Genomic DNA, 16,535 nt, shown 5'->3' with positions numbered 1-16,535 from the left:
CCTACTGCGCCGTCCACCCGCCGTCGATCGAGAAGCTGGCCCCATTGGCCGAGGCGCCGAGATCGCTGACCAGATACAGCATCATCCCGGTCAGTTCGTCGGTGGTGACGAACCGCTTGGTCGGTTGCGAGCCGAGGATGACCTCCTTCAGCACCGCCTCCTTCGACATCCCCCGCGCCCGCGCCTGGTCGGCGATCTGCTGCTGCACCAGCGGGGTCTCGACATAGCCGGGGCAGATGGCGTTGCAGGTGATGTTGTCCTGGGCGACTTCCAGCGCCACCGTCTTGGTGAAGCCGAGGACGCCGTGCTTGGCCGCGACATAGGCCGACTTGAACGGGCTGGCCACGAGGCCGTGGGCCGAGGCGACGTTGATGATGCGGCCGCGTCCCTGGGCCTTCATGATCGGGATCGCCGCCCGCGTCGCATAGAAGGTCGAGGACAGGTTGACGGCGATGATCTGCTCCCATTTGTCGGACGGGAATTTCTCGACCGCCTCGACGTGCTGGACCCCGGCGTTGTTGATCAGGATGTCGACCCGGCCCAGCTGGTGCCGGCCGTAGGCGACCATGTCGGCGACCTCGTCGCCGCGCCGCATGTCGGCCCCGTGATAGCGCACCCGCACGCCGCAGCCGGCCTCCATCTCGGCCCGGGTGCGCTCGATCTCCGAGGGATCGCCGAGGCCGTTCAGCACCACCTCGCCGCCGCGCGAGGCGATGGCGCGGGCGAAGGCCAGGCCGATGCCCGAGGTCGAGCCCGAGATCACCGCCACCTGACCCTTGAGGTCGCCGATGTCGCGGAAGGGCGCGTGTCCGGCTTCCGGGCCGTCCGCGCGTTTGGGCCATTGGAACATGGGGTCTCGTCCGTCTGTGTCTCGCGGTCAGCCTAGCCCTTCGCGTCTGCGAAGGCGACAGGGCCTCAGGAATTTCCTGACCTGATGAATATCCAGTCCGTCGCGGTCGAGGCGGCCTTGTCGAAGCGGTAGCCGTCGCGGTCGAAGGCCTTCAGGTCCTCGGCCCGCTCGATCCGCTCGTCGATGGCGAACCGGGCCATGCCGCCCCGCGCCCGCTTGGCGAAGAAGGAGATGATCCGGCTCTCGCCGTCGCGCGATTCGCGGAAATGCGGGGTCACCACCGGCAGTTTCAGCGCCCGGGCGTCGACGGCCCCGAAATATTCCTGGCTGGCCAGGTTGACCAGCGTCGGATCGGCGTGGCCCTCCGCGTCGGCGTTGAGGCATCTGGAGATGCGGTCGCCCCAGAAGTCGTACAGGCTCGATCCCCGCCGCGTCTTCAGCCGCGTCCCCATCTCCAGACGGTACGGCTGGATCCGGTCCAGCGGCCGCAGCAGGCCGTAGAGTCCCGACAGGATGCGGAGGCGGTCCTGGGCCCATTCGAGCGACCCGGCGTCCAGTTCGCGCGCGCCCAGGCCCTCATAGACGTCGCCGGCGAAGGCGAAGGCGGCCTGCACGCCGTCCGTCGAATCGGCCGCAAAGGCCTGGAACCGGGCCCGGTTCAGCCGCGCCAGATCGTCGGACAGGCTCATCAGCCGGCGAAGCTCGGCGACGCTGCGGCCGCGCGCGGTCCGGGCCAGCGACGCCGTATCCTCGCGGAAGCGCCGTTCCGAGGCGGGCAGGGCCGGATCGGCTTCGGTGAAATCCAGCCGCTTGGCCGGGGACAGGACGATCAGCAAGGCGGGCGCTCCGGCGACGAGGACGCCCGCAATAGGCTGGTTCGATGACGAATTGAACCGGGCGCGCCGTCGCGGGGCGGTCAGCCCCCCTGTCCGTACAGGGCCGCCAGCACCGCCGGCAGCCGGTCGGGCAGATCCTCGGCGATCAGGCCCGGCCCGACCGCCCGGGCCGCCTCGGCGTGCATCCAGGCGGCCGCCCGCGCCGCGTCGAAACTGTCCATCCTCTGGGCGATCAGGCCGGCGATCATTCCGGCCAGCACGTCGCCGCTCCCCGCCGTCGCCAGCCACGGCGTGCCGTTGCCGTTGACGGCCAGCCGGCCGTCGGGCCCCGCGATCACCGTCTCCGGCCCCTTCAGCACCACCACCGCGCCCGCCTGTCTCGCCGCCGCCGCCGCCGCCGCTTCCCGTCCGCCGTCGAGCAGTCCGGGGAACAGACGTTTGAACTCACCCTCGTGCGGGGTCAACACGTCGTCGCGGTCGAGCACCTCGAACAGGTCCTCCGGCCAGTCCTCGAACACCGTCAGCCCGTCGGCGTCCACCACCAGGGCCGCGCCGGTGAAGGCCAGGGCGCGCACATGGGCCTGGGTGGTCTCATTGACCCCGGCGGCCGGCCCGATGACCATGGCGTCCATGCCGCCGGCCGCCTCGGCCAGGGCCTCGGGCGAGCCGAACGGCGTCAGCATGATCGCCTCGATCGCCGGCGCGATGACCGGGGCGGCGTCCGGCGGACACAGGATGCGCACCAGGCCGGCCCCGATGCGCAGCCCGGCCCGCGCCGCCAGCCGCGCCGCGCCCGTCTGGGTCGCCTTGCCGGAGACCACGCCCAGCCGCCCCCGGGCATGCTTGTGGGTTCCGGCCTCCGGCCAGGGCAGGCTGCCGCGCCAGTCGGGCAGGGCGGACCGGAGCGTCACGCGGGTTCTCCGTTCACGGATGGCGACCGGCGCCGAAAAAGACTTGCCTTATTGTGCAATGCAATGTCCCTTTACCGCCCGAGCGCGCGGCGTTGCAGCCCGCCTGGGATCGCTGATGAAAAAGATCGAAGCCGTCATCAAGCCGTTCAAGCTGGATGAAGTGAAGGAAGCGCTCCAGGACGCGGGGGTGCAAGGCATGACCGTGCTGGAGGCCAAGGGATATGGCCGCCAGAAAGGCCATTCTGAACTCTATCGGGGCGCCGAATACGTCATCGACTTCCTGCCCAAGATCAAGATCGAGGTGGTGGTCGCCGACGACATGGTCTCCTCGGTCGTCGAGGCCATCCAGGCCGCGGCCCGGACCGGCAAGATCGGCGACGGCAAGATATTCGTCTCCGACGTCCTCGACGTCATCCGCATCCGCACCGGCGAAACGGGGGCCCAGGCCGTCTGATCGCCAAGACCGACGGCCGCCTCTCCGGGGCGGCCGTCTCACCATCCTCCCCAAGAAACGGACCCCGAGAATGACCGCCAAGAAAATCCTTTCGGAGATCAAGGAAAAGGACGTCCAGTACGTCGATCTGCGCTTCACCGACACCAGGGGGCGAATGCAGCACGTCACCTTCGACATCGACCTGGTCGATGAGGAGTTCCTCGAAGAGGGGACGATGTTCGACGGCTCCTCCATCGCCGGCTGGAAGGCGATCAACGAGTCCGACATGCTGCTCAAGCCGGACCTGAACGGCTACTGGATCGATCCCTTCTACCAGCAGACGACCCTGTTCCTGTTCTGCGACGTGCTGAACCCGGACACCGGCGAGCCCTACAACCGCGACAGCCGCTCGATGGCCAAGAAGGCCCTGGCCTATGTCCAGTCCTCCGGCGTCGGCGACACCGTCTTCTTCGGCCCGGAAGCGGAATTCTTCATCTTCGACGACGTGCGCTGGAGCACCCAGCCGCACGACACCGGCTACAGCTATGATTCGATCGAGCTGCCGGCCAACACGGGCGCCGAATATTCCGAAGGCAACATGGGCCACCGCCCGGGACCCAAGGGCGGCTATTTCCCGGTCAATCCGGTCGACAGCGCCCAGGACCTGCGCGGCGAGATGCTCGGCGTCATGCGCGACCTCGGCATGCAGCCCGAGAAGCACCACCACGAGGTCGCGCCCGCCCAGCACGAACTCGGCCTGAAATTCAGCGACCTGCTGACCATGGCCGACCGGCTGCAGCTCTACAAATACGTCATCCACAACGTCGCCGCCGCCTATGGCAAGTCGGCCACCTTCATGGCCAAGCCGACCTTCGGCGACAACGGCTCGGGCATGCACGTGCACCAGTCGATCTGGCGCGACGGCAAGCCGCTGTTCGCGGGCGACAAATACGCCGGCCTGTCGGACCTGTGCCTGTGGTACATCGGCGGCATCATCAAACACGCCAAGGCCGTCAACGCCTTCGCCAACTCGACCACCAATTCGTACAAGCGCCTCGTTCCCGGCTATGAGGCGCCGGTGAAACTGGCCTATTCGTCGCGCAACCGCTCGGCCTCGATCCGCATCCCCTGGGTCAATTCGCCCAAGGCCAAGCGCATCGAAGCCCGCTTCCCCGATCCGATGGGCAATCCCTATCTGACCTTCGTGGCCCTGCTGATGGCCGGCCTCGACGGCATCGAGAACCGCATCGATCCGGGCGCCGCCGCCGACAAGAACCTCTACGACCTGCCGCCGGAAGAGCGCGGCAACATCCCCGAGGTCTGCGGCTCGCTGAAGGAAGCGCTCGACAACCTCGACAAGGACCGCGCCTTCCTCAAGAAGGGCGGCGTCATGGATGACGACTTCATCGACAGCTACATCGAGCTGAAGATGGAAGAGGTGATGCGGCTGCAACTGCACCCGCACCCGGTCGAATTCGACATGTACTACAGCTGCTGATCGACAGCCGGGGCTGACGATCGAAGGGCGCCGGACGCGAAACCGTCCGGCGCCCTTTTTGGGCCTGGGCTTGGCCGTTCATGCGGCGACTATGCCGGATGCGGGCGTGCGCGCCTTGTCATCCCCGGACACCGCAAGGCGGCGATCCGGGATGACAAGGGGTCAAACTATCGTCGAATGTAGATTGCACCTAACGGTTGGTCGTCTCGACCTCGAGGCCGTTCTCGTTGGCGCGGATGGTGGTGCTGTCGCCGTCGCGGCGGTCCCGCTCGACGACCACGGGCGGGGTCGGGACCGGCACTTCGCGCTCGACCACGACCGGGTCGGCCGGGACCTCGCGCTCGATGATGGTCGTGGTGTCGGTTTCGCGGTCGGCGTCGGCATTGTTGTCGGCGGGTGTGCAGGCCGCGGCGGCCAGGGCGAGGGCGCTGATCGAGGCGGCGGCGGTCAGACGGGCGAAGCGGGTCATGGACGGGACTCCTGAATGGGACCCCGTGCAAACGGCCCCGCTCGGCCGTGGTTCCGGTCGCCAATATTGTCAGGACGGATGGCTGCTAGCATCCTTGCCAGGAGTGCTAGCGTTTCAGGTGTCATCATGCTATCCATGATCACATGGCACGCCCGGATCAGACGCAGCTCAACGTACGCTCGCGCTTCGCACGTGAGCGGGCCGCGGCGTTGGCGCGGCAGACAGGCCTATCGACGACACGGGTCGTGGAGGATGCCTTGCGGGCTTACGAGCCTCCCGGTGAACGCATCGCGCCGGAAGGGATGGTTTGGAAGGGCCGGATTCTGGTTAAAAAAGCCACCGGCCGGACGATCACCCTGGAAGAAAGTCTGGCTGCTATCGACGCTGCCCGGAGTGAGCGCGCCGATGATATCTCGTAGGGCGCTGATCGACAGCAATGTCATCATCGCTGCGCTCGACGCCGACCACCCACACCATGAGCCATCGGTCGTGCTATTGGGCCAGGCGCCCTTGAAGCTGCTGGCGGTCGCGGCGCACAGCTATGCCGAGACGTTCACGACTCTGACCCGTCTTAACGCTGCTTCTCCCTACAAATGGCCACCAGCCCGCGCCGTGGCGTCTCTGCGAAGCGTCGCCGGCTCGGCGGAACTTGTCGGTATGACGCCGGCCCAGACTTTGGACGCGGTCCTGCGCTACGGTGACAATGGCGGGATGGGCGCCCGGATCTACGATTATTTGATCGGACAAGCCGCCGTCCACGCCGGCCTTCAGATCGTGGTGACCTGGAACCTCGCCCATCTGCGGCCCCTGTTCCCCCGGATCGAGGTGATCGATCCCGTTCAGGCGCTGGCCTGAGCCTCGGCCGCATCGGCCTTGCGTCGGCGCAGCTCGATCAGCCGCACGCACCAGATCGACACCTCGTAGAGCAGCACCAGAGGCACGGCCAGCATCAGCTGGCTGATCGGGTCGGGCGGGGTGACCACGGCGGCGACCACGACCACCCCGACGATGGCGTAGCGCCGCCCCTCGGCCATCACCTTCGACGAGATGATCCCCGCCAGGCCCAGCAGGGTCATCACCACCGGCAGCTGGAAACACAGGCCGAAGGCGAGGAGCAGGGCGGTGACCAGGTTCAGATAGTCCGAGACCTTGGGCAGCAGCTCGGCCGAGACGCCGCCGCCGGTGATCTGCTGGCTGAGCGAAAACCACATCACGAACGGCAGCATGACGAAATAGACCAGGGCCGCGCCCAGCAGGAACAGCAGCGGCGCGGCGATCAGAAAGGGCAGGAAGGCGCCCTTTTCATTGCGGTACAGGCCCGGCGCCACGAACCGGTACAGCTGCCAGGCCAGGACCGGGAAGGCCACGACGACCGCCCCGAACCCCGCCAGCTTCATCTTGGTGAACAGGATTTCCAGCGGCGCCGTATAGATCAGATTGACCGTCTGGCCGTCGACGCCGGGCAGGGGCTTCAGCCCCGCCGTGCCCAGGATCAGGTCCAGCGGCGACACATGACCCCCCGGTCCGACCGACTGGTGGAAGGCCGCCGCCGCGGCGAACGGCTTGACCAGGAAGATGTACAGCGGCTCCGCGAAGGCGAAACAGCCGATGAAGCCGATCACGAAGGCGACCACGCAGACCACCAGCCGGCCGCGCAGCTCGATCAGATGGTCCATCAGGGGCGCGCGGGACGCCTCGATCTCCGCCTCGTCGTGTTCGAGCCGGCTCACAGGTCCGCCTTTTTCGCCCGGATCGGTCGGGATTTGCCGGCGGCGGATTTTACGGAGGCCGCCTTGGCGGGCGGCGGCGTCTTCGCCTTTTCAGGCGCCGCCGACCGCACGCGTGGCTTCGCCCTGGGCCTGGGTTCCACCGAAGGTTCGGGGGGCTCCGTAACCGGCGTGCTCTCCGGCCACTCCTCCGGCCCCGTCAGCGCCGGTTGCGGGGCGGGGTCGTAGAGCGGTTTGTTCAGATCGTCGCGGATGTCGCGGAAGGCGGCGTCGGCCTCGGCCCCGAGGGGAACCATCTGGCCGGTGCGCAGCGCCTCGACCTCCTTGCGCAGCTCGTCGAGCTCCGACTGCCGCGCCATCTCGTCGAAGCTCGAGCGGAACTCGTTGGCCATGGCCCGGGCCTTGGCCATGGCCCTGCCGACCTTGCGCATCAGCACAGGCAGGTCCTTCGGCCCGACGACCAGCAGGGCCACCAGTCCGATGACAAGGATTTCAAGCCCGCCGATGCCGGGGCCTAGTCCACCCATCCGTCAGGGTCTCCGACGTGAAACGGGGCCTACGACTTCAGGTCTTCTTTTTCGGCGTCGGTGCGGGGCAGGGCGCCGGCGCGCTCGTCCTTCGGCTTGTCGCCGTCGGTGTCCTTCAGCCCGTCGCGGAACGCCTTCACGCCCTTGGCCGCATCGCCCATCAGGCCGGACAGCTTGCCGCGGCCGCCGAACAGCAGCAGCACCACGATGATGACGATGGCCCAGTGCCAGATGCTGAATGAGCCCACGCGCAATCTCCTCAATCGGATCGACCGACCCGCTCAATCCATTCCGCCGCATATAGGCCGTTCAGTGGCGCGACGCCAAGCGAATGCCGCGTCAGGTCGCCGCGCTGTTGGCGCGAACCCAGGCGGCGAGCGTGTCGATGTCGATCCGGCCGGCGGCGACGCCCAGCATGGTGTTGATCGCATCGACAGGTCTGGCCTGAAGCGGAGTTCCGTTCAAGGACAGGAACAGGATCAGGGCCTGATAGGCTGCGCGCTTGTTTCCATCGACGAATGGATGATTGGACGCGACGCCGACCGCATAGGTCGCCGCCAGAACCGCGATGCTGGTTTCGTCCTCATAGAAGAATCGATTCACCGGCCTTTGCAGCGCCGACTCAAGCAGGCCTTCGTCGCGGATGCCGCTGGGCCCCCCGTGCAGGGCGAGCGAGCGGTCATGCAACGCGATGATGGCCTGCTTCTCGACCCAGATCGGTTCGCGCGTCGTCATTTCGCCAGGGCGCGAAAGACGTCGCGGTGCTCATCCATCAGCCGCTCGCCGAGCGCGATCTGCTGCTGAACCTTGTCGTCGTAGGCCGAAACCCGCATCGATCCATCTGGGGCGCGGGTCAGATATAGCGTGTCGCCCTTGCTGACGCCGAGGTCGTTCAACGCTTCCTTGGGGAGAATGACGCCGACCGAGTTTCCGACTTGGGTGACCTTGAGCGCAATCATGACTGGCCTCGCTTTGGGATCACTATATAACACAAGTTATAACGAAATGCGAGTACCGCTCTTGTCCCATGTGATCATCCACACCGACGGCGCCTGCAAGGGCAATCCCGGTCCCGGCGGCTGGGGGGCGATCCTCCAGACCGGCGGCGGCCGCGAGAAGGAGCTGTGGGGCGGCGAGGCCCTGACCACCAACAACCGCATGGAGCTGACGGCCGCGATCATGGCGCTGGAGGCCCTGACCCGGCCGTGCCGCGTCGACCTGCACACCGACAGCAAATACGTCATGACCGGCATCACCGAATGGATCCACGGCTGGAAGGCGCGCGGCTGGAAGACGGCCGACCGGAAGCCGGTCAGGAACGAGGACCTGTGGAGACGGCTCGACGCCGCCCGCGCCCGTCACGAGGTGAAGTGGCACTGGGTCAAGGGCCACGCCGGCCACGAACTGAACGAACGCGCCGACGGCCTGGCCAACCGCGGGATCGAGGAACTGCCCCGCTAGACCGCCCGCACCTTCAGCTTCGACCCGTCCATACCCTCGACGATGACGCTCTCGCCGGCCAGGGGCGCGGCCCCCTCGATCTCGGCGATCCATTCGGCCCCGGAGACGAACACCCGGCCGCGGCCGTCGACGAAGCCCTGCACCACCTGCGCCCTCTGGCCGATCAGGCGGCTGTCGCGGGCGTTGATGTCGGGGCTGGCCGACGGATTGACCCGCTGGACCAGCCGGCGCGACAGCAGGGTCGCGGCCACGGTCAGCACCGAGAACAGCAGGATCTCGCCCAGCGGCCCCAGCGGCAGGCCCAGGGCGGTGATCACGGCCACCACCCCCGCCGACACCGCCGGCCACAGCAGCCACTCGGTCGAGAAGGCCGCCTCGATCGCCAGCAGGATCACGCCGAGCGCCAGCCAGATCCAGTACGGCTGGGCCGCGTGCAGGTCGATGATCGCGTCCATGGGTCAGGTCCTCGGAACGGAGCCGCCGCGCGGCGGCCGGGGCGGGGCGGGCGGGGAGGTCCGCGGCGCGGCGGCGGCGCTCCGCCCGTCGCTGCGGCCCTGCTGCTGCTCCCGGGCCAGGCCGACCAGTTCGCCCAGCCCGGCGATGGTGCCGACCAGGCCGGACATCTCGGCCGGGACGATGACCGTCTTGGCGGTCGGGTTGCGGGCCAGTTCGGCGAAGGCCTCGACATATTTCTGGGCCACGAAATAGTTGATGGCGTTGACGTCGCCGCGGGCGATGGCCTCGGACACCATGGCGGTCGCCTTGGCCTCGGCCTGGGCTTCGCGCTCGCGCGCCTCGGCGTCGCGGAAGGCGGCTTCCTTTCGGCCCTCGGCCTGCAGGATGGCCGACTGCTTGGCCCCCTCGGCGCGGGCGATGGCGGCCTGTTTCTCGCCCTCGGCCTCGGTGATCACGGCGCGGCGTTCGCGCTCGGCCTTCATCTGCCGGGCCATGGCGTTGGTGATGTCGGCCGGCGGGGTCAGGTCCTTGATCTCGATCCGGTTGACCTTGACGCCCCAGGGCTCGGTCGCCGCGTCGATCACGGTCAGCAGGCGCGAATTGATGTTGTCGCGCTGGAACAGCACCTCGTCGAGGTCCATCGAGCCGACCACAGTGCGCAGATTGGTCATGCACAGCTGGGTGATGGCGTAGGGCAGGTTCTCCACCCGGTAGGCGGCGCGCGCCGCATCCATCACCTGGATGAAGACGATGGCGTCGACCTTGACCATGGCGTTGTCCTTGGTGATGACCTCCTGCTGGGGCACGTCGAGGACCTGCTCCATCATGTTCATGCGCCGGCCCACGCGCTCCACGAAGGGCGTCAGCAGGCTGATGCCGGGCGACAGGGTCCGCGTGTATTTGCCGAACCGCTCGACGGTGAACTCGCGGCCCTGGGGCACGATCTTCACCACGCTGAACAGCAGGATGAACGCCAGGATGACCAGCGCGATGGCGAAATAACTCATGGGAACCTCCCTTATTCCCCCAAAGGTTAGCACCCGGGGCCCCGCCCGCCAGCGAAACCGGACCGCGGTTCATGAACTCGCTGTAATGTTTCCAGCCCTGCCGCCCCGCCCCGCGGCGAGCCGGATCACCCGACGGGTCTCGTCCCAGCCGACCAGCGCCTCGACCTCGTCGAGGGCCACGAAGCGGGCCTCGAGGGCGTCGCCGCCGGCCACGGGCTCGCCCGACAGCCAGCGGGCGGCGTAGTCGATCAGCACATGGTGGCGCCCGGCCTCGGGAAACAGGCCGTCGACGACGTCGACCAGGCCGGTGATCTCGGCCTCCACCCCGGTCTCCTCGCGCAGCTCCCGCAGGGCCGCGTCCATCGCCCGCTCGCCCGGCTCGATCCGCCCTCCGGGCAGGCTCCATTCGCCCTGACGCGGCGGCGTCCCGCGCCGGATCAGCAGCACCGTATCGCCGCGCAGACAGACGACGCCGACGGCGGGAACGGGGTTGGTCCAACTCACTTGGACCAACAATCGGCGCGTGCTAAGGTCATGACATGATCACCATGAACATCGCCGAGGCCAAGTCCAAGCTCTCCGAACTCGTCGCCCGCGCCGAGGCCGGCGAGGAGGTGGTGATCGCGCGTAACGGGAAGCCGGCCGCGCGGATCACGGCGGTCGAACCGAAGCCCAAGGAGCCCCGGCGATTGGGACTGTGGAACCACCTCAATCTCGACATCCCCGACAGCGTCTTCTTCGATCGTGATCTTGAACTCGAAGAGGCCGTCGAGAACAGCCGTATCTTTCCCGACGAAGAATGAGACTCCTTCTCGACACCCACGCCTTCATCTGGGCCATGGGAAAGGTGTCTCGCCTGCCGTCCGGTGTGGCGACCGCGATCCGCGATCCCGAGAACGAACTTTGGCTCAGCGCCGTCTCGCTGTACGAGATCGAGTACAAGCGCGGCCGGGACACGGTCCTGGGCCGGCTTCCACCGGACCTGATCGGCGCGGCGACGGATATGCCCGCCCAATGGCTCGTGGTCACGCCGGAACACGCCGTGACCGCCGCCCGGCTGAATCGGGTTCACAAGGATCCTTGGGACCGCTTGATTGTCGGTCAGGCGATGGTCGAAGGCCTTGTCATCGTGTCCGTCGATCCAGCCATGAAGGCTTTCGGAGTCCAGACGCTGTGGTGATCGCTCCTGCCCCCGCCGCCCTCGCCGCCCTCAAATCCGCCCTCGGCCCCGGCGGCTGGACCGATGATCCGACCGATATCGCGCCGTGGCTGACCGAATGGCGCAACCGCTGGACCGGCCACACGCCGCTGATGCTGACCCCCCGCTCGACCGCCGAGGTCGCCGCCGCCGTCCGGGTCTGCGCCGAACACCGCATCGCCCTCGTCCCCCAGGGCGGCGACACCGGCCTGGTCGGCGGCCAGATTCCCTATGGCGAGGTGCTGCTCTCGACCCGCAAGCTGCGCGCCGTCCGCGACGTCACCCCGCTGGACGACGCCATGACGGTCGAGGCCGGCGTCACCCTGCTGGAGGCGCAGCAGGCCGCCGCCGCCGCCGACCGCCTGTTCCCGCTCAGCCTCGCCGCCGAGGGCAGCGCCACCATCGGCGGGGTGATCTCCACCAACGCCGGCGGCACGGCGGTGCTCCGCTACGGCGTGATGCGCGACCTGGTGCTGGGCCTCGAGGCCGTGCTGCCGGACGGCGAAATCTTCCATGGTCTCAAACGGCTCAGGAAGGACAACACCGGCTATGACCTCAAACAGCTGCTGATCGGGGCCGAGGGCACCCTCGGCGTGGTCACGGCCGCGACGCTGAAGCTGTTCCCGATCATGCGCGGCCGCGCCACCGCCATGGTCGGCCTCGACACGCCCCGCGCCGCCATCGAGCTTCTGGCCCGGGCCAAGGCCGAGACCGGCGGCGGCGTCGAGGCCTTCGAACTGATGAAGCGGATCGGCATGGGCTTCGTGCTGGCCAACATTCCCGACACGCGCGAGCCGCTGGAGACTGCCCCGCCCTGGTATGTGTTGATCGAACTGGTCTCCGGCGAGCCGGGCGCCGCCGATTCGGCCATGGAGCGGCTGCTGACCCACGCCTTCGAGGCCGGCCTGGTCACCGACGCCGTCCTCGCCCAGAACGACGCCCAGCGCGCCGCCTTCTGGAAGGTCCGCGAGGAACAGTCCGCCGCCCAGAAGCCCGAGGGCGGCGGCTGGAAGCACGACGTCTCCGTCCCCGTCTCCCGCATCGCCGACTTCCTCGAGGAGGCCACGGCCGCCGTCGAACGCTTCCACCCCGGGGCCCGGGTCAGCGCCTTCGGCCACGTCGGCGACGGCAATCTCCACTATGACGTGCTCTGCCCGCCCGGCGGGGACCTGACGGCCTTCCTCGCCCGCTGGGAAGAAGGTTCGCAGATCGTCCACGACATCGTCGCCCGCTACGACGGCTCGATCAGCGCCGAACACGGCCTCGGCCGTCTGAAGACGGAGGAGGCCCGCCGCTACAAGACCCCGCTGGAAATCCGCACCATGCAGGCCGTCCGTGCCGCCCTCGACCCGCACCGGATCATGAACCCGGCCGTGCTGTTCTAGGGGGCCGGAGGGCCATACCCGCATCTGGCGCCCGGAGCCGGTCTCGCTGGTTCCTCACAAAGGGCACGAAGAAGGCACGAAGGGCACAAAGGGAGTGCGCCCGCCGCGGCCATCGCGGGCCCTTGCCCGCCAATCGAGTTTCTTGCGTCTCCCTGACGGGAGACGCAGGCCCGCCGGCCCCTTCGTGTTCTTTGTGCCTTCTTCGTGTCCTTCGTGATGAACCTTCCCCGGTCCGAGGCCTCCCGGCAGGCCCGTCTTGCCCCTGCGGCCTGATCGTCCTACCCCTCCGCCTCGATTCAAGCCGCCGGAGCCCTTCATGACCCTCGCCCTGCTGTTCCCCGGACAAGGCAGCCAGTCGGTCGGCATGGGCGCCGCCCTGGCCGACGCCTTCGCCTCGGCCCGCGAGGTCTACGCCGAGATCGACGACGCCCTCGGCCAGAAGCTTTCCGTGCTGATGCGCGAGGGTCCCGAGGACCGGCTGACCCTGACCGAGAACGCCCAGCCGGCCCTGATGGCCGTCTCCCTCGCCGCCGCCCGCGTCCTCAAGGTCGAGTTCGGCGTCGACATCAGCCGCGCCGCCTTCGTCGCCGGCCATTCGCTGGGCGAATATTCGGCCCTGTGCGCCGCCGGTTCGATCACCCTCGCCGACGCCGCCCGCCTGCTGAAGCTGCGCGGCCAGGCGATGCAGCGCGCCGTCCCGGTCGGCCGCGGGGCCATGGCCTCGCTGATCGGTCCGAAGACCGACCTGGCCCTGGCCGAGGCCGCTGCGGCCGCCGGCTCCGAGGTCGGCGTCTGCGTCGTCGCCAATGACAACAACGCCGGCAATATCGTCATCTCCGGCGACAGGGCCGCCGTCGACCGCGCCATCGAAAAGGCGAAGGAACTGGGCGCCCGCGCCATCCCGCTCAACGTCTCCGCCCCCTTCCACTGCCCGCTGATGCAGCCCGCCGCCGACGAGATGGCCGACGCCCTGGCCGAGGCGACCATCGTCGCCCCCTCGGTCGCCGTCGTTGCCAACGTCACCGCCCGCCCCGAGACCGATCCCGAGGTCATCCGCCGCCTGCTGGTCGAACAGGTCACCGGCCGCGTCCGCTGGCGCGAGAGCATGGAGTGGATGGCCGGGGAGGGCGGCGTCACCCGCTTCGCCGAGATCGGCTCGGGCAAGGTCCTGACCGGCATGGCCAAACGCATCGCGCCCGACGCGGAGAGCCTGGCGCTGAACACGCCGGAGGACCTGGAAGCGTTCGCGAAGAGCCTTGGGTGACTCGTGATTGGTGAGTCGTGATTCGGCGCTGTCACCGCTCACCATTCACGAATCACCAATCACCAATCACGTCCTTCCCTCGGAGCCCCTCATGTTCAATCTCACCGGCAAGACCGCCCTCGTCACCGGCGCCACCGGCGGCATCGGCGGGGCCGTGGCCCGCGCCCTGCACGCCCAGGGCGCGACCATCGTCCTGTCCGGCACGCGCGAGGCGGTGCTGCAGGACCTGGCGAAGGATCTCGGCGAACGCGCCTTCGCCGCCGCCGCCAACCTGTCCGACGCCGAATCGGTCGACGGCCTGATCGCCCGCGCCGAGGAGGCCGCCGGCGCGCCGCTGGACATCCTCGTCGCCAACGCCGGCATCACCAGGGACGGCCTGCTGATGCGGATGAAGGACGAGGACTTCACCGACGTCATCAAGGTCAATCTGGAATCCTATTTCCGCCTGTCGCGCGCCGCCATGAAGGGGATGATGAAGCGCCGCTCTGGCCGGATCATCGGCGTCACCTCGGTGGTCGGGGTCACCGGCAACCCGGGCCAGACCAACTACGCCGCCTCCAAGGCCGGGATGATCGGCTTCTCCAAGTCGCTGGCGCAGGAAGTCGGCAGCCGCGGGATCACCGTGAACTGTATTGCGCCCGGCTTCATCGCCTCGCCGATGACCGACGTGCTCAACGACCAGCAGCGCGAGACCATCCTGAAGACCATCCCCGCCGGCCGGCTCGGAACCGGCGACGAGATCGCCGCCGCCGCCGTCTATCTGTCCTCGGACGAAGCCGCCTACGTCACCGGCCAGACCCTGCACGTCAACGGCGGCATGGCGATGATCTGATGGCGGCTTCCGGTTCCAGCGAAAGCATCGAGGCCGAAATCATCGAGACTTTCGCGATTACCGGGCGTGGAACAGTCGTTGTCATTGACGTGACCACGAGCCTCCCGGTCGCTGAGGAGCTTGCCGCCAAGGTCACCCGACCTGATGGTTCCAAGCTGTCAGCTTCCGCATTCAAGGAATGGCTGTTGCGCCGCACGAGCGAGCCTCTGGAGAATGAGGCGTTTCTCCTGAGGAGCATCGACAAGGCCGAGATACCGCTACACTCAAGGATCACCTGGGAAGTGCGGAAATAATGTCGTGCTGATGGTTGTCCTGCGCATCCTCGCCACCATCCTCAGCGGCCCCATGCTGCTGATCGGGATCATCTGGGTGCTGCAGGGGCTCAACATCCTGCCGGGCAGTTTCATGACCGGCCAGATCATCTGGGCGATCTATGGCGCGCCCTTGGCGCTGGCTGGGGGCGGTCTCGTCTGGTGGGTCAGCCGGCGACGCTGAAGGCCGCCTCGGTCATCCCGCCGTCAGCACGTCGTCGATGACCTCGGGTCGACGGTCGATGATGGTCAGCAGCAGCCGATTGGCCTTCTCCGGCGGCTTGCGCTTCTGCTCCCAGTCCCGCACAGCGCCGGGCGAAAAGCCGTATCGACTGGCGAAGGCGACCTGCGACAACCCTGTTCTGGCCCGGATCGCCTTGACGTCCACCGTTTCGGGAACCCGCACCTGGCGCAGTCGATAGCTTCCGGGCGCGGCCGTTCCGGCGACGATGGCCTTGGCCTCTTCGAGGCCCGCCATGACGCGGTTGAAATCTTCGTCGCCCACATCGATCGGGGGCTGTTTGCTGGTCTTGTGGGGCATGGTGCTCGCTCGATTTCAATGACCGCCTACTTCGGTCGTTTGATCTCTCTCGCCTTCTCCTTGATTCTGCTCATCGCCTTGGCCGTGAAATTCGCTGCGTTACCCTTGGACAGAACGGCCAGCAAAATCACCGGCGCGTTGTCCGTCAGATAGAGAGTGATGACCCGATAGCCGCCAGACTTGCCGCCGCCTTCGCGTGGAACGCGGACCTTGTAGAGCCCGGCGCCCAGCGACACGCCGCCCGTCGGATTGGCCGCGATGATGGTGATGGCGTTCTCGATCTCCGTGTCCGACATGCCTTCCGCTTTCGCTTGCGCGGTGAACGCGGCGGTCTGCGCGACAGCGATCAGCATAGCTCACATATATGCGGCCCAGCCGTATATATGTCAATTCCTGGGATCGGGGCTTTTGGCCGCCAACAGATCTCTGCGGGCTGTTTCCAGCCGTCCCGCCTGTGCTAAAGCCCACGCAACCGGTTCGCCTGAGTCTTCGTTGAAGGCTTGCGCAGCCGTCGCCGTCGTCATACGGCAAGAACCGAGACAACAGCCGCCCCGGCGGCCCAACGAGCAGAGACAAACATGTCCGACACCCTGGAACGCGTCCGCAAGATCGTCATCGACCACCTGGACGCCGATCCGGAAAAGGTCGTTGAAAAGGCCAGCTTCATCGACGATCTGGGCGCCGACTCGCTCGACAACGTCGAACTGGTCATGGCTTTCGAGGAAGAATTCGACATCGAGATCCCCGACGACGCCGCCGAACACATCCAGACCGTCGGCGACGCGGTGAAATTCATCGACGAGAAACTGGCCGGCTGATCGCCGCCTTT

Annotated in this window: 26 protein-coding genes; 12 read left to right on the top strand and 14 right to left on the bottom strand. The window is 67.6% G+C overall.

Annotation, left to right across the window (positions count from 1 at the left end; all coding sequences use genetic code 11):
* Window position 1 precedes the first annotated feature (1 nt).
* The 3 genes from Q0588_RS14455 to Q0588_RS14445 all read right to left on the bottom strand — a co-directional run bounded on the left by Q0588_RS14455 (window position 2) and on the right by Q0588_RS14445 (window position 2,597).
* Window positions 2-850 (bottom strand): 3-hydroxybutyrate dehydrogenase, encoded by an 849-nt coding sequence (locus Q0588_RS14455; RefSeq protein WP_298747566.1) that lies wholly within the window; start codon window positions 848-850, stop codon window positions 2-4.
* Between the two features lie 65 nt (window positions 851-915).
* A complete protein-coding gene (gene yaaA, locus Q0588_RS14450) occupies window positions 916-1,686 on the bottom strand; it encodes a peroxide stress protein YaaA (protein WP_298747563.1) in 771 nt (256 codons plus the stop codon).
* A gap of 80 nt (window positions 1,687-1,766) precedes the next feature.
* Complete coding sequence (locus Q0588_RS14445; RefSeq protein ID WP_298747560.1) at window positions 1,767-2,597, bottom strand: NAD(P)H-hydrate dehydratase; 831 nt, start codon at window positions 2,595-2,597, stop codon at window positions 1,767-1,769.
* Between the two features lie 115 nt (window positions 2,598-2,712).
* Between Q0588_RS14445 and Q0588_RS14440 the strand changes: the two genes are divergently transcribed.
* Window positions 2,713-3,051, top strand: a complete 339-nt coding sequence (locus Q0588_RS14440) for a P-II family nitrogen regulator (RefSeq protein WP_298747558.1) — start codon at window positions 2,713-2,715, stop codon at window positions 3,049-3,051.
* Between the two features lie 70 nt (window positions 3,052-3,121).
* Window positions 3,122-4,528 (top strand): type I glutamate--ammonia ligase, encoded by a 1,407-nt coding sequence (glnA, locus tag Q0588_RS14435; RefSeq protein WP_298747554.1) that lies wholly within the window; start codon window positions 3,122-3,124, stop codon window positions 4,526-4,528.
* A 190-nt stretch (window positions 4,529-4,718) separates the two neighbouring features.
* Here glnA and Q0588_RS14430 read toward each other — a convergent pair whose 3' ends face one another.
* Window positions 4,719-4,997 carry a hypothetical protein gene (locus Q0588_RS14430; RefSeq protein ID WP_298747551.1) on the bottom strand — a complete coding sequence of 93 codons (279 nt, stop codon included), beginning with the start codon at window positions 4,995-4,997 and terminating at the stop codon, window positions 4,719-4,721.
* Window positions 4,998-5,276: 279 nt separating this feature from the next.
* Between Q0588_RS14430 and Q0588_RS14425 the strand changes: the two genes are divergently transcribed.
* Entirely contained in the window at window positions 5,277-5,852 is a 576-nt protein-coding gene (locus Q0588_RS14425; protein WP_298747549.1) for a PIN domain-containing protein, read from the top strand.
* Here the strand turns inward: Q0588_RS14425 and tatC are convergent.
* From tatC to Q0588_RS14400, 5 genes are all read right to left on the bottom strand, one after another.
* On the bottom strand, window positions 5,837-6,727 hold the full coding sequence (tatC, locus tag Q0588_RS14420) for a twin-arginine translocase subunit TatC (protein ID WP_298747546.1): 891 nt from the start codon (window positions 6,725-6,727) through the stop codon (window positions 5,837-5,839). The two genes, Q0588_RS14425 and tatC, sit on opposite strands and share 16 nt — an antisense overlap.
* Entirely contained in the window at window positions 6,724-7,251 is a 528-nt protein-coding gene (gene tatB / locus Q0588_RS14415; RefSeq protein ID WP_298747543.1) for a Sec-independent protein translocase protein TatB, read from the bottom strand. The genes tatC and tatB overlap by 4 nt, the downstream gene beginning before the upstream one ends.
* 29 nt (window positions 7,252-7,280) lie before the next feature.
* Window positions 7,281-7,499 carry a twin-arginine translocase TatA/TatE family subunit gene (locus Q0588_RS14410; protein ID WP_298747541.1) on the bottom strand — a complete coding sequence of 73 codons (219 nt, stop codon included), beginning with the start codon at window positions 7,497-7,499 and terminating at the stop codon, window positions 7,281-7,283.
* 91 nt (window positions 7,500-7,590) lie between these two features.
* Window positions 7,591-7,986 carry a type II toxin-antitoxin system death-on-curing family toxin gene (locus tag Q0588_RS14405; RefSeq protein WP_298747540.1) on the bottom strand — a complete coding sequence of 132 codons (396 nt, stop codon included), beginning with the start codon at window positions 7,984-7,986 and terminating at the stop codon, window positions 7,591-7,593.
* Window positions 7,983-8,210, bottom strand: coding sequence for an AbrB/MazE/SpoVT family DNA-binding domain-containing protein (locus tag Q0588_RS14400; RefSeq protein WP_298747537.1), 228 nt, complete (start codon window positions 8,208-8,210; stop codon window positions 7,983-7,985). The genes Q0588_RS14405 and Q0588_RS14400 overlap by 4 nt, the downstream gene beginning before the upstream one ends.
* 46 nt (window positions 8,211-8,256) lie before the next feature.
* On the opposite strand from Q0588_RS14400, the gene rnhA reads away from it, so the two are divergent.
* Window positions 8,257-8,712 carry a ribonuclease HI gene (rnhA, locus tag Q0588_RS14395; RefSeq protein ID WP_298747535.1) on the top strand — a complete coding sequence of 152 codons (456 nt, stop codon included), beginning with the start codon at window positions 8,257-8,259 and terminating at the stop codon, window positions 8,710-8,712.
* On the opposite strand, the gene Q0588_RS14390 is transcribed toward rnhA, so the two are convergent.
* The 3 genes from Q0588_RS14390 to Q0588_RS14380 all read right to left on the bottom strand — a co-directional run bounded on the left by Q0588_RS14390 (window position 8,709) and on the right by Q0588_RS14380 (window position 10,679).
* A complete protein-coding gene (locus Q0588_RS14390) occupies window positions 8,709-9,167 on the bottom strand; it encodes an NfeD family protein (RefSeq protein ID WP_298747533.1) in 459 nt (152 codons plus the stop codon). The two genes, rnhA and Q0588_RS14390, sit on opposite strands and share 4 nt — an antisense overlap.
* A gap of 3 nt (window positions 9,168-9,170) precedes the next feature.
* Window positions 9,171-10,175 carry an SPFH domain-containing protein gene (locus Q0588_RS14385; protein WP_298747530.1) on the bottom strand — a complete coding sequence of 335 codons (1,005 nt, stop codon included), beginning with the start codon at window positions 10,173-10,175 and terminating at the stop codon, window positions 9,171-9,173.
* A 69-nt stretch (window positions 10,176-10,244) separates the two neighbouring features.
* Window positions 10,245-10,679 carry an NUDIX hydrolase gene (locus Q0588_RS14380; protein WP_298747526.1) on the bottom strand — a complete coding sequence of 145 codons (435 nt, stop codon included), beginning with the start codon at window positions 10,677-10,679 and terminating at the stop codon, window positions 10,245-10,247.
* A 35-nt stretch (window positions 10,680-10,714) separates the two neighbouring features.
* Here Q0588_RS14380 and Q0588_RS14375 point away from each other — a divergent pair, with 35 nt between their 5' ends.
* The 7 genes from Q0588_RS14375 to Q0588_RS14345 all read left to right on the top strand — a co-directional run bounded on the left by Q0588_RS14375 (window position 10,715) and on the right by Q0588_RS14345 (window position 15,349).
* Window positions 10,715-10,978: a type II toxin-antitoxin system prevent-host-death family antitoxin gene (locus Q0588_RS14375; protein ID WP_298747524.1), complete on the top strand. Its 264-nt coding sequence runs from the start codon at window positions 10,715-10,717 to the stop codon at window positions 10,976-10,978.
* Entirely contained in the window at window positions 10,975-11,355 is a 381-nt protein-coding gene (locus Q0588_RS14370) for a type II toxin-antitoxin system VapC family toxin (RefSeq protein ID WP_298747522.1), read from the top strand. The genes Q0588_RS14375 and Q0588_RS14370 overlap by 4 nt, the downstream gene beginning before the upstream one ends.
* Complete coding sequence (locus Q0588_RS14365; protein WP_298747519.1) at window positions 11,352-12,758, top strand: FAD-binding oxidoreductase; 1,407 nt, start codon at window positions 11,352-11,354, stop codon at window positions 12,756-12,758. The genes Q0588_RS14370 and Q0588_RS14365 overlap by 4 nt, the downstream gene beginning before the upstream one ends.
* 316 nt (window positions 12,759-13,074) lie before the next feature.
* Window positions 13,075-14,022, top strand: a complete 948-nt coding sequence (gene fabD, locus Q0588_RS14360) for an ACP S-malonyltransferase (protein WP_298747516.1) — start codon at window positions 13,075-13,077, stop codon at window positions 14,020-14,022.
* 91 nt (window positions 14,023-14,113) lie between these two features.
* A complete protein-coding gene (gene fabG, locus Q0588_RS14355; RefSeq protein WP_298747513.1) occupies window positions 14,114-14,854 on the top strand; it encodes a 3-oxoacyl-[acyl-carrier-protein] reductase in 741 nt (246 codons plus the stop codon).
* A complete protein-coding gene (locus Q0588_RS14350) occupies window positions 14,854-15,147 on the top strand; it encodes a hypothetical protein (protein ID WP_298747511.1) in 294 nt (97 codons plus the stop codon). Before fabG ends, Q0588_RS14350 begins: the two co-directional genes overlap by 1 nt.
* Window positions 15,148-15,151: 4 nt before the next feature.
* The gene (locus Q0588_RS14345) at window positions 15,152-15,349 is read left to right on the top strand and encodes a hypothetical protein (protein WP_298747508.1); all 198 of its coding nucleotides are present in this window, start codon (window positions 15,152-15,154) and stop codon (window positions 15,347-15,349) included.
* A 12-nt stretch (window positions 15,350-15,361) separates the two neighbouring features.
* Here the strand turns inward: Q0588_RS14345 and Q0588_RS14340 are convergent, their stop codons facing one another.
* A complete protein-coding gene (locus tag Q0588_RS14340) occupies window positions 15,362-15,706 on the bottom strand; it encodes a transcriptional regulator (protein WP_298747506.1) in 345 nt (114 codons plus the stop codon).
* 26 nt (window positions 15,707-15,732) lie between these two features.
* Complete coding sequence (locus Q0588_RS14335; protein WP_298747503.1) at window positions 15,733-16,059, bottom strand: type II toxin-antitoxin system RelE/ParE family toxin; 327 nt, start codon at window positions 16,057-16,059, stop codon at window positions 15,733-15,735.
* A 225-nt stretch (window positions 16,060-16,284) separates the two neighbouring features.
* On the opposite strand from Q0588_RS14335, the gene Q0588_RS14330 reads away from it, so the two are divergent.
* On the top strand, window positions 16,285-16,524 hold the full coding sequence (locus tag Q0588_RS14330; protein ID WP_055830235.1) for an acyl carrier protein: 240 nt from the start codon (window positions 16,285-16,287) through the stop codon (window positions 16,522-16,524).
* The last annotated feature ends 11 nt before the right edge of the window (window positions 16,525-16,535 follow it).

This window comes from uncultured Brevundimonas sp. (assembly GCF_937870815.1).
In the GTDB taxonomy this organism is placed as follows: Bacteria; Pseudomonadota; Alphaproteobacteria; order Caulobacterales; family Caulobacteraceae; genus Brevundimonas.
Note: the sequence above shows the minus strand (reverse complement) of the source record. Positions and strands in the feature narration are given on the sequence as shown.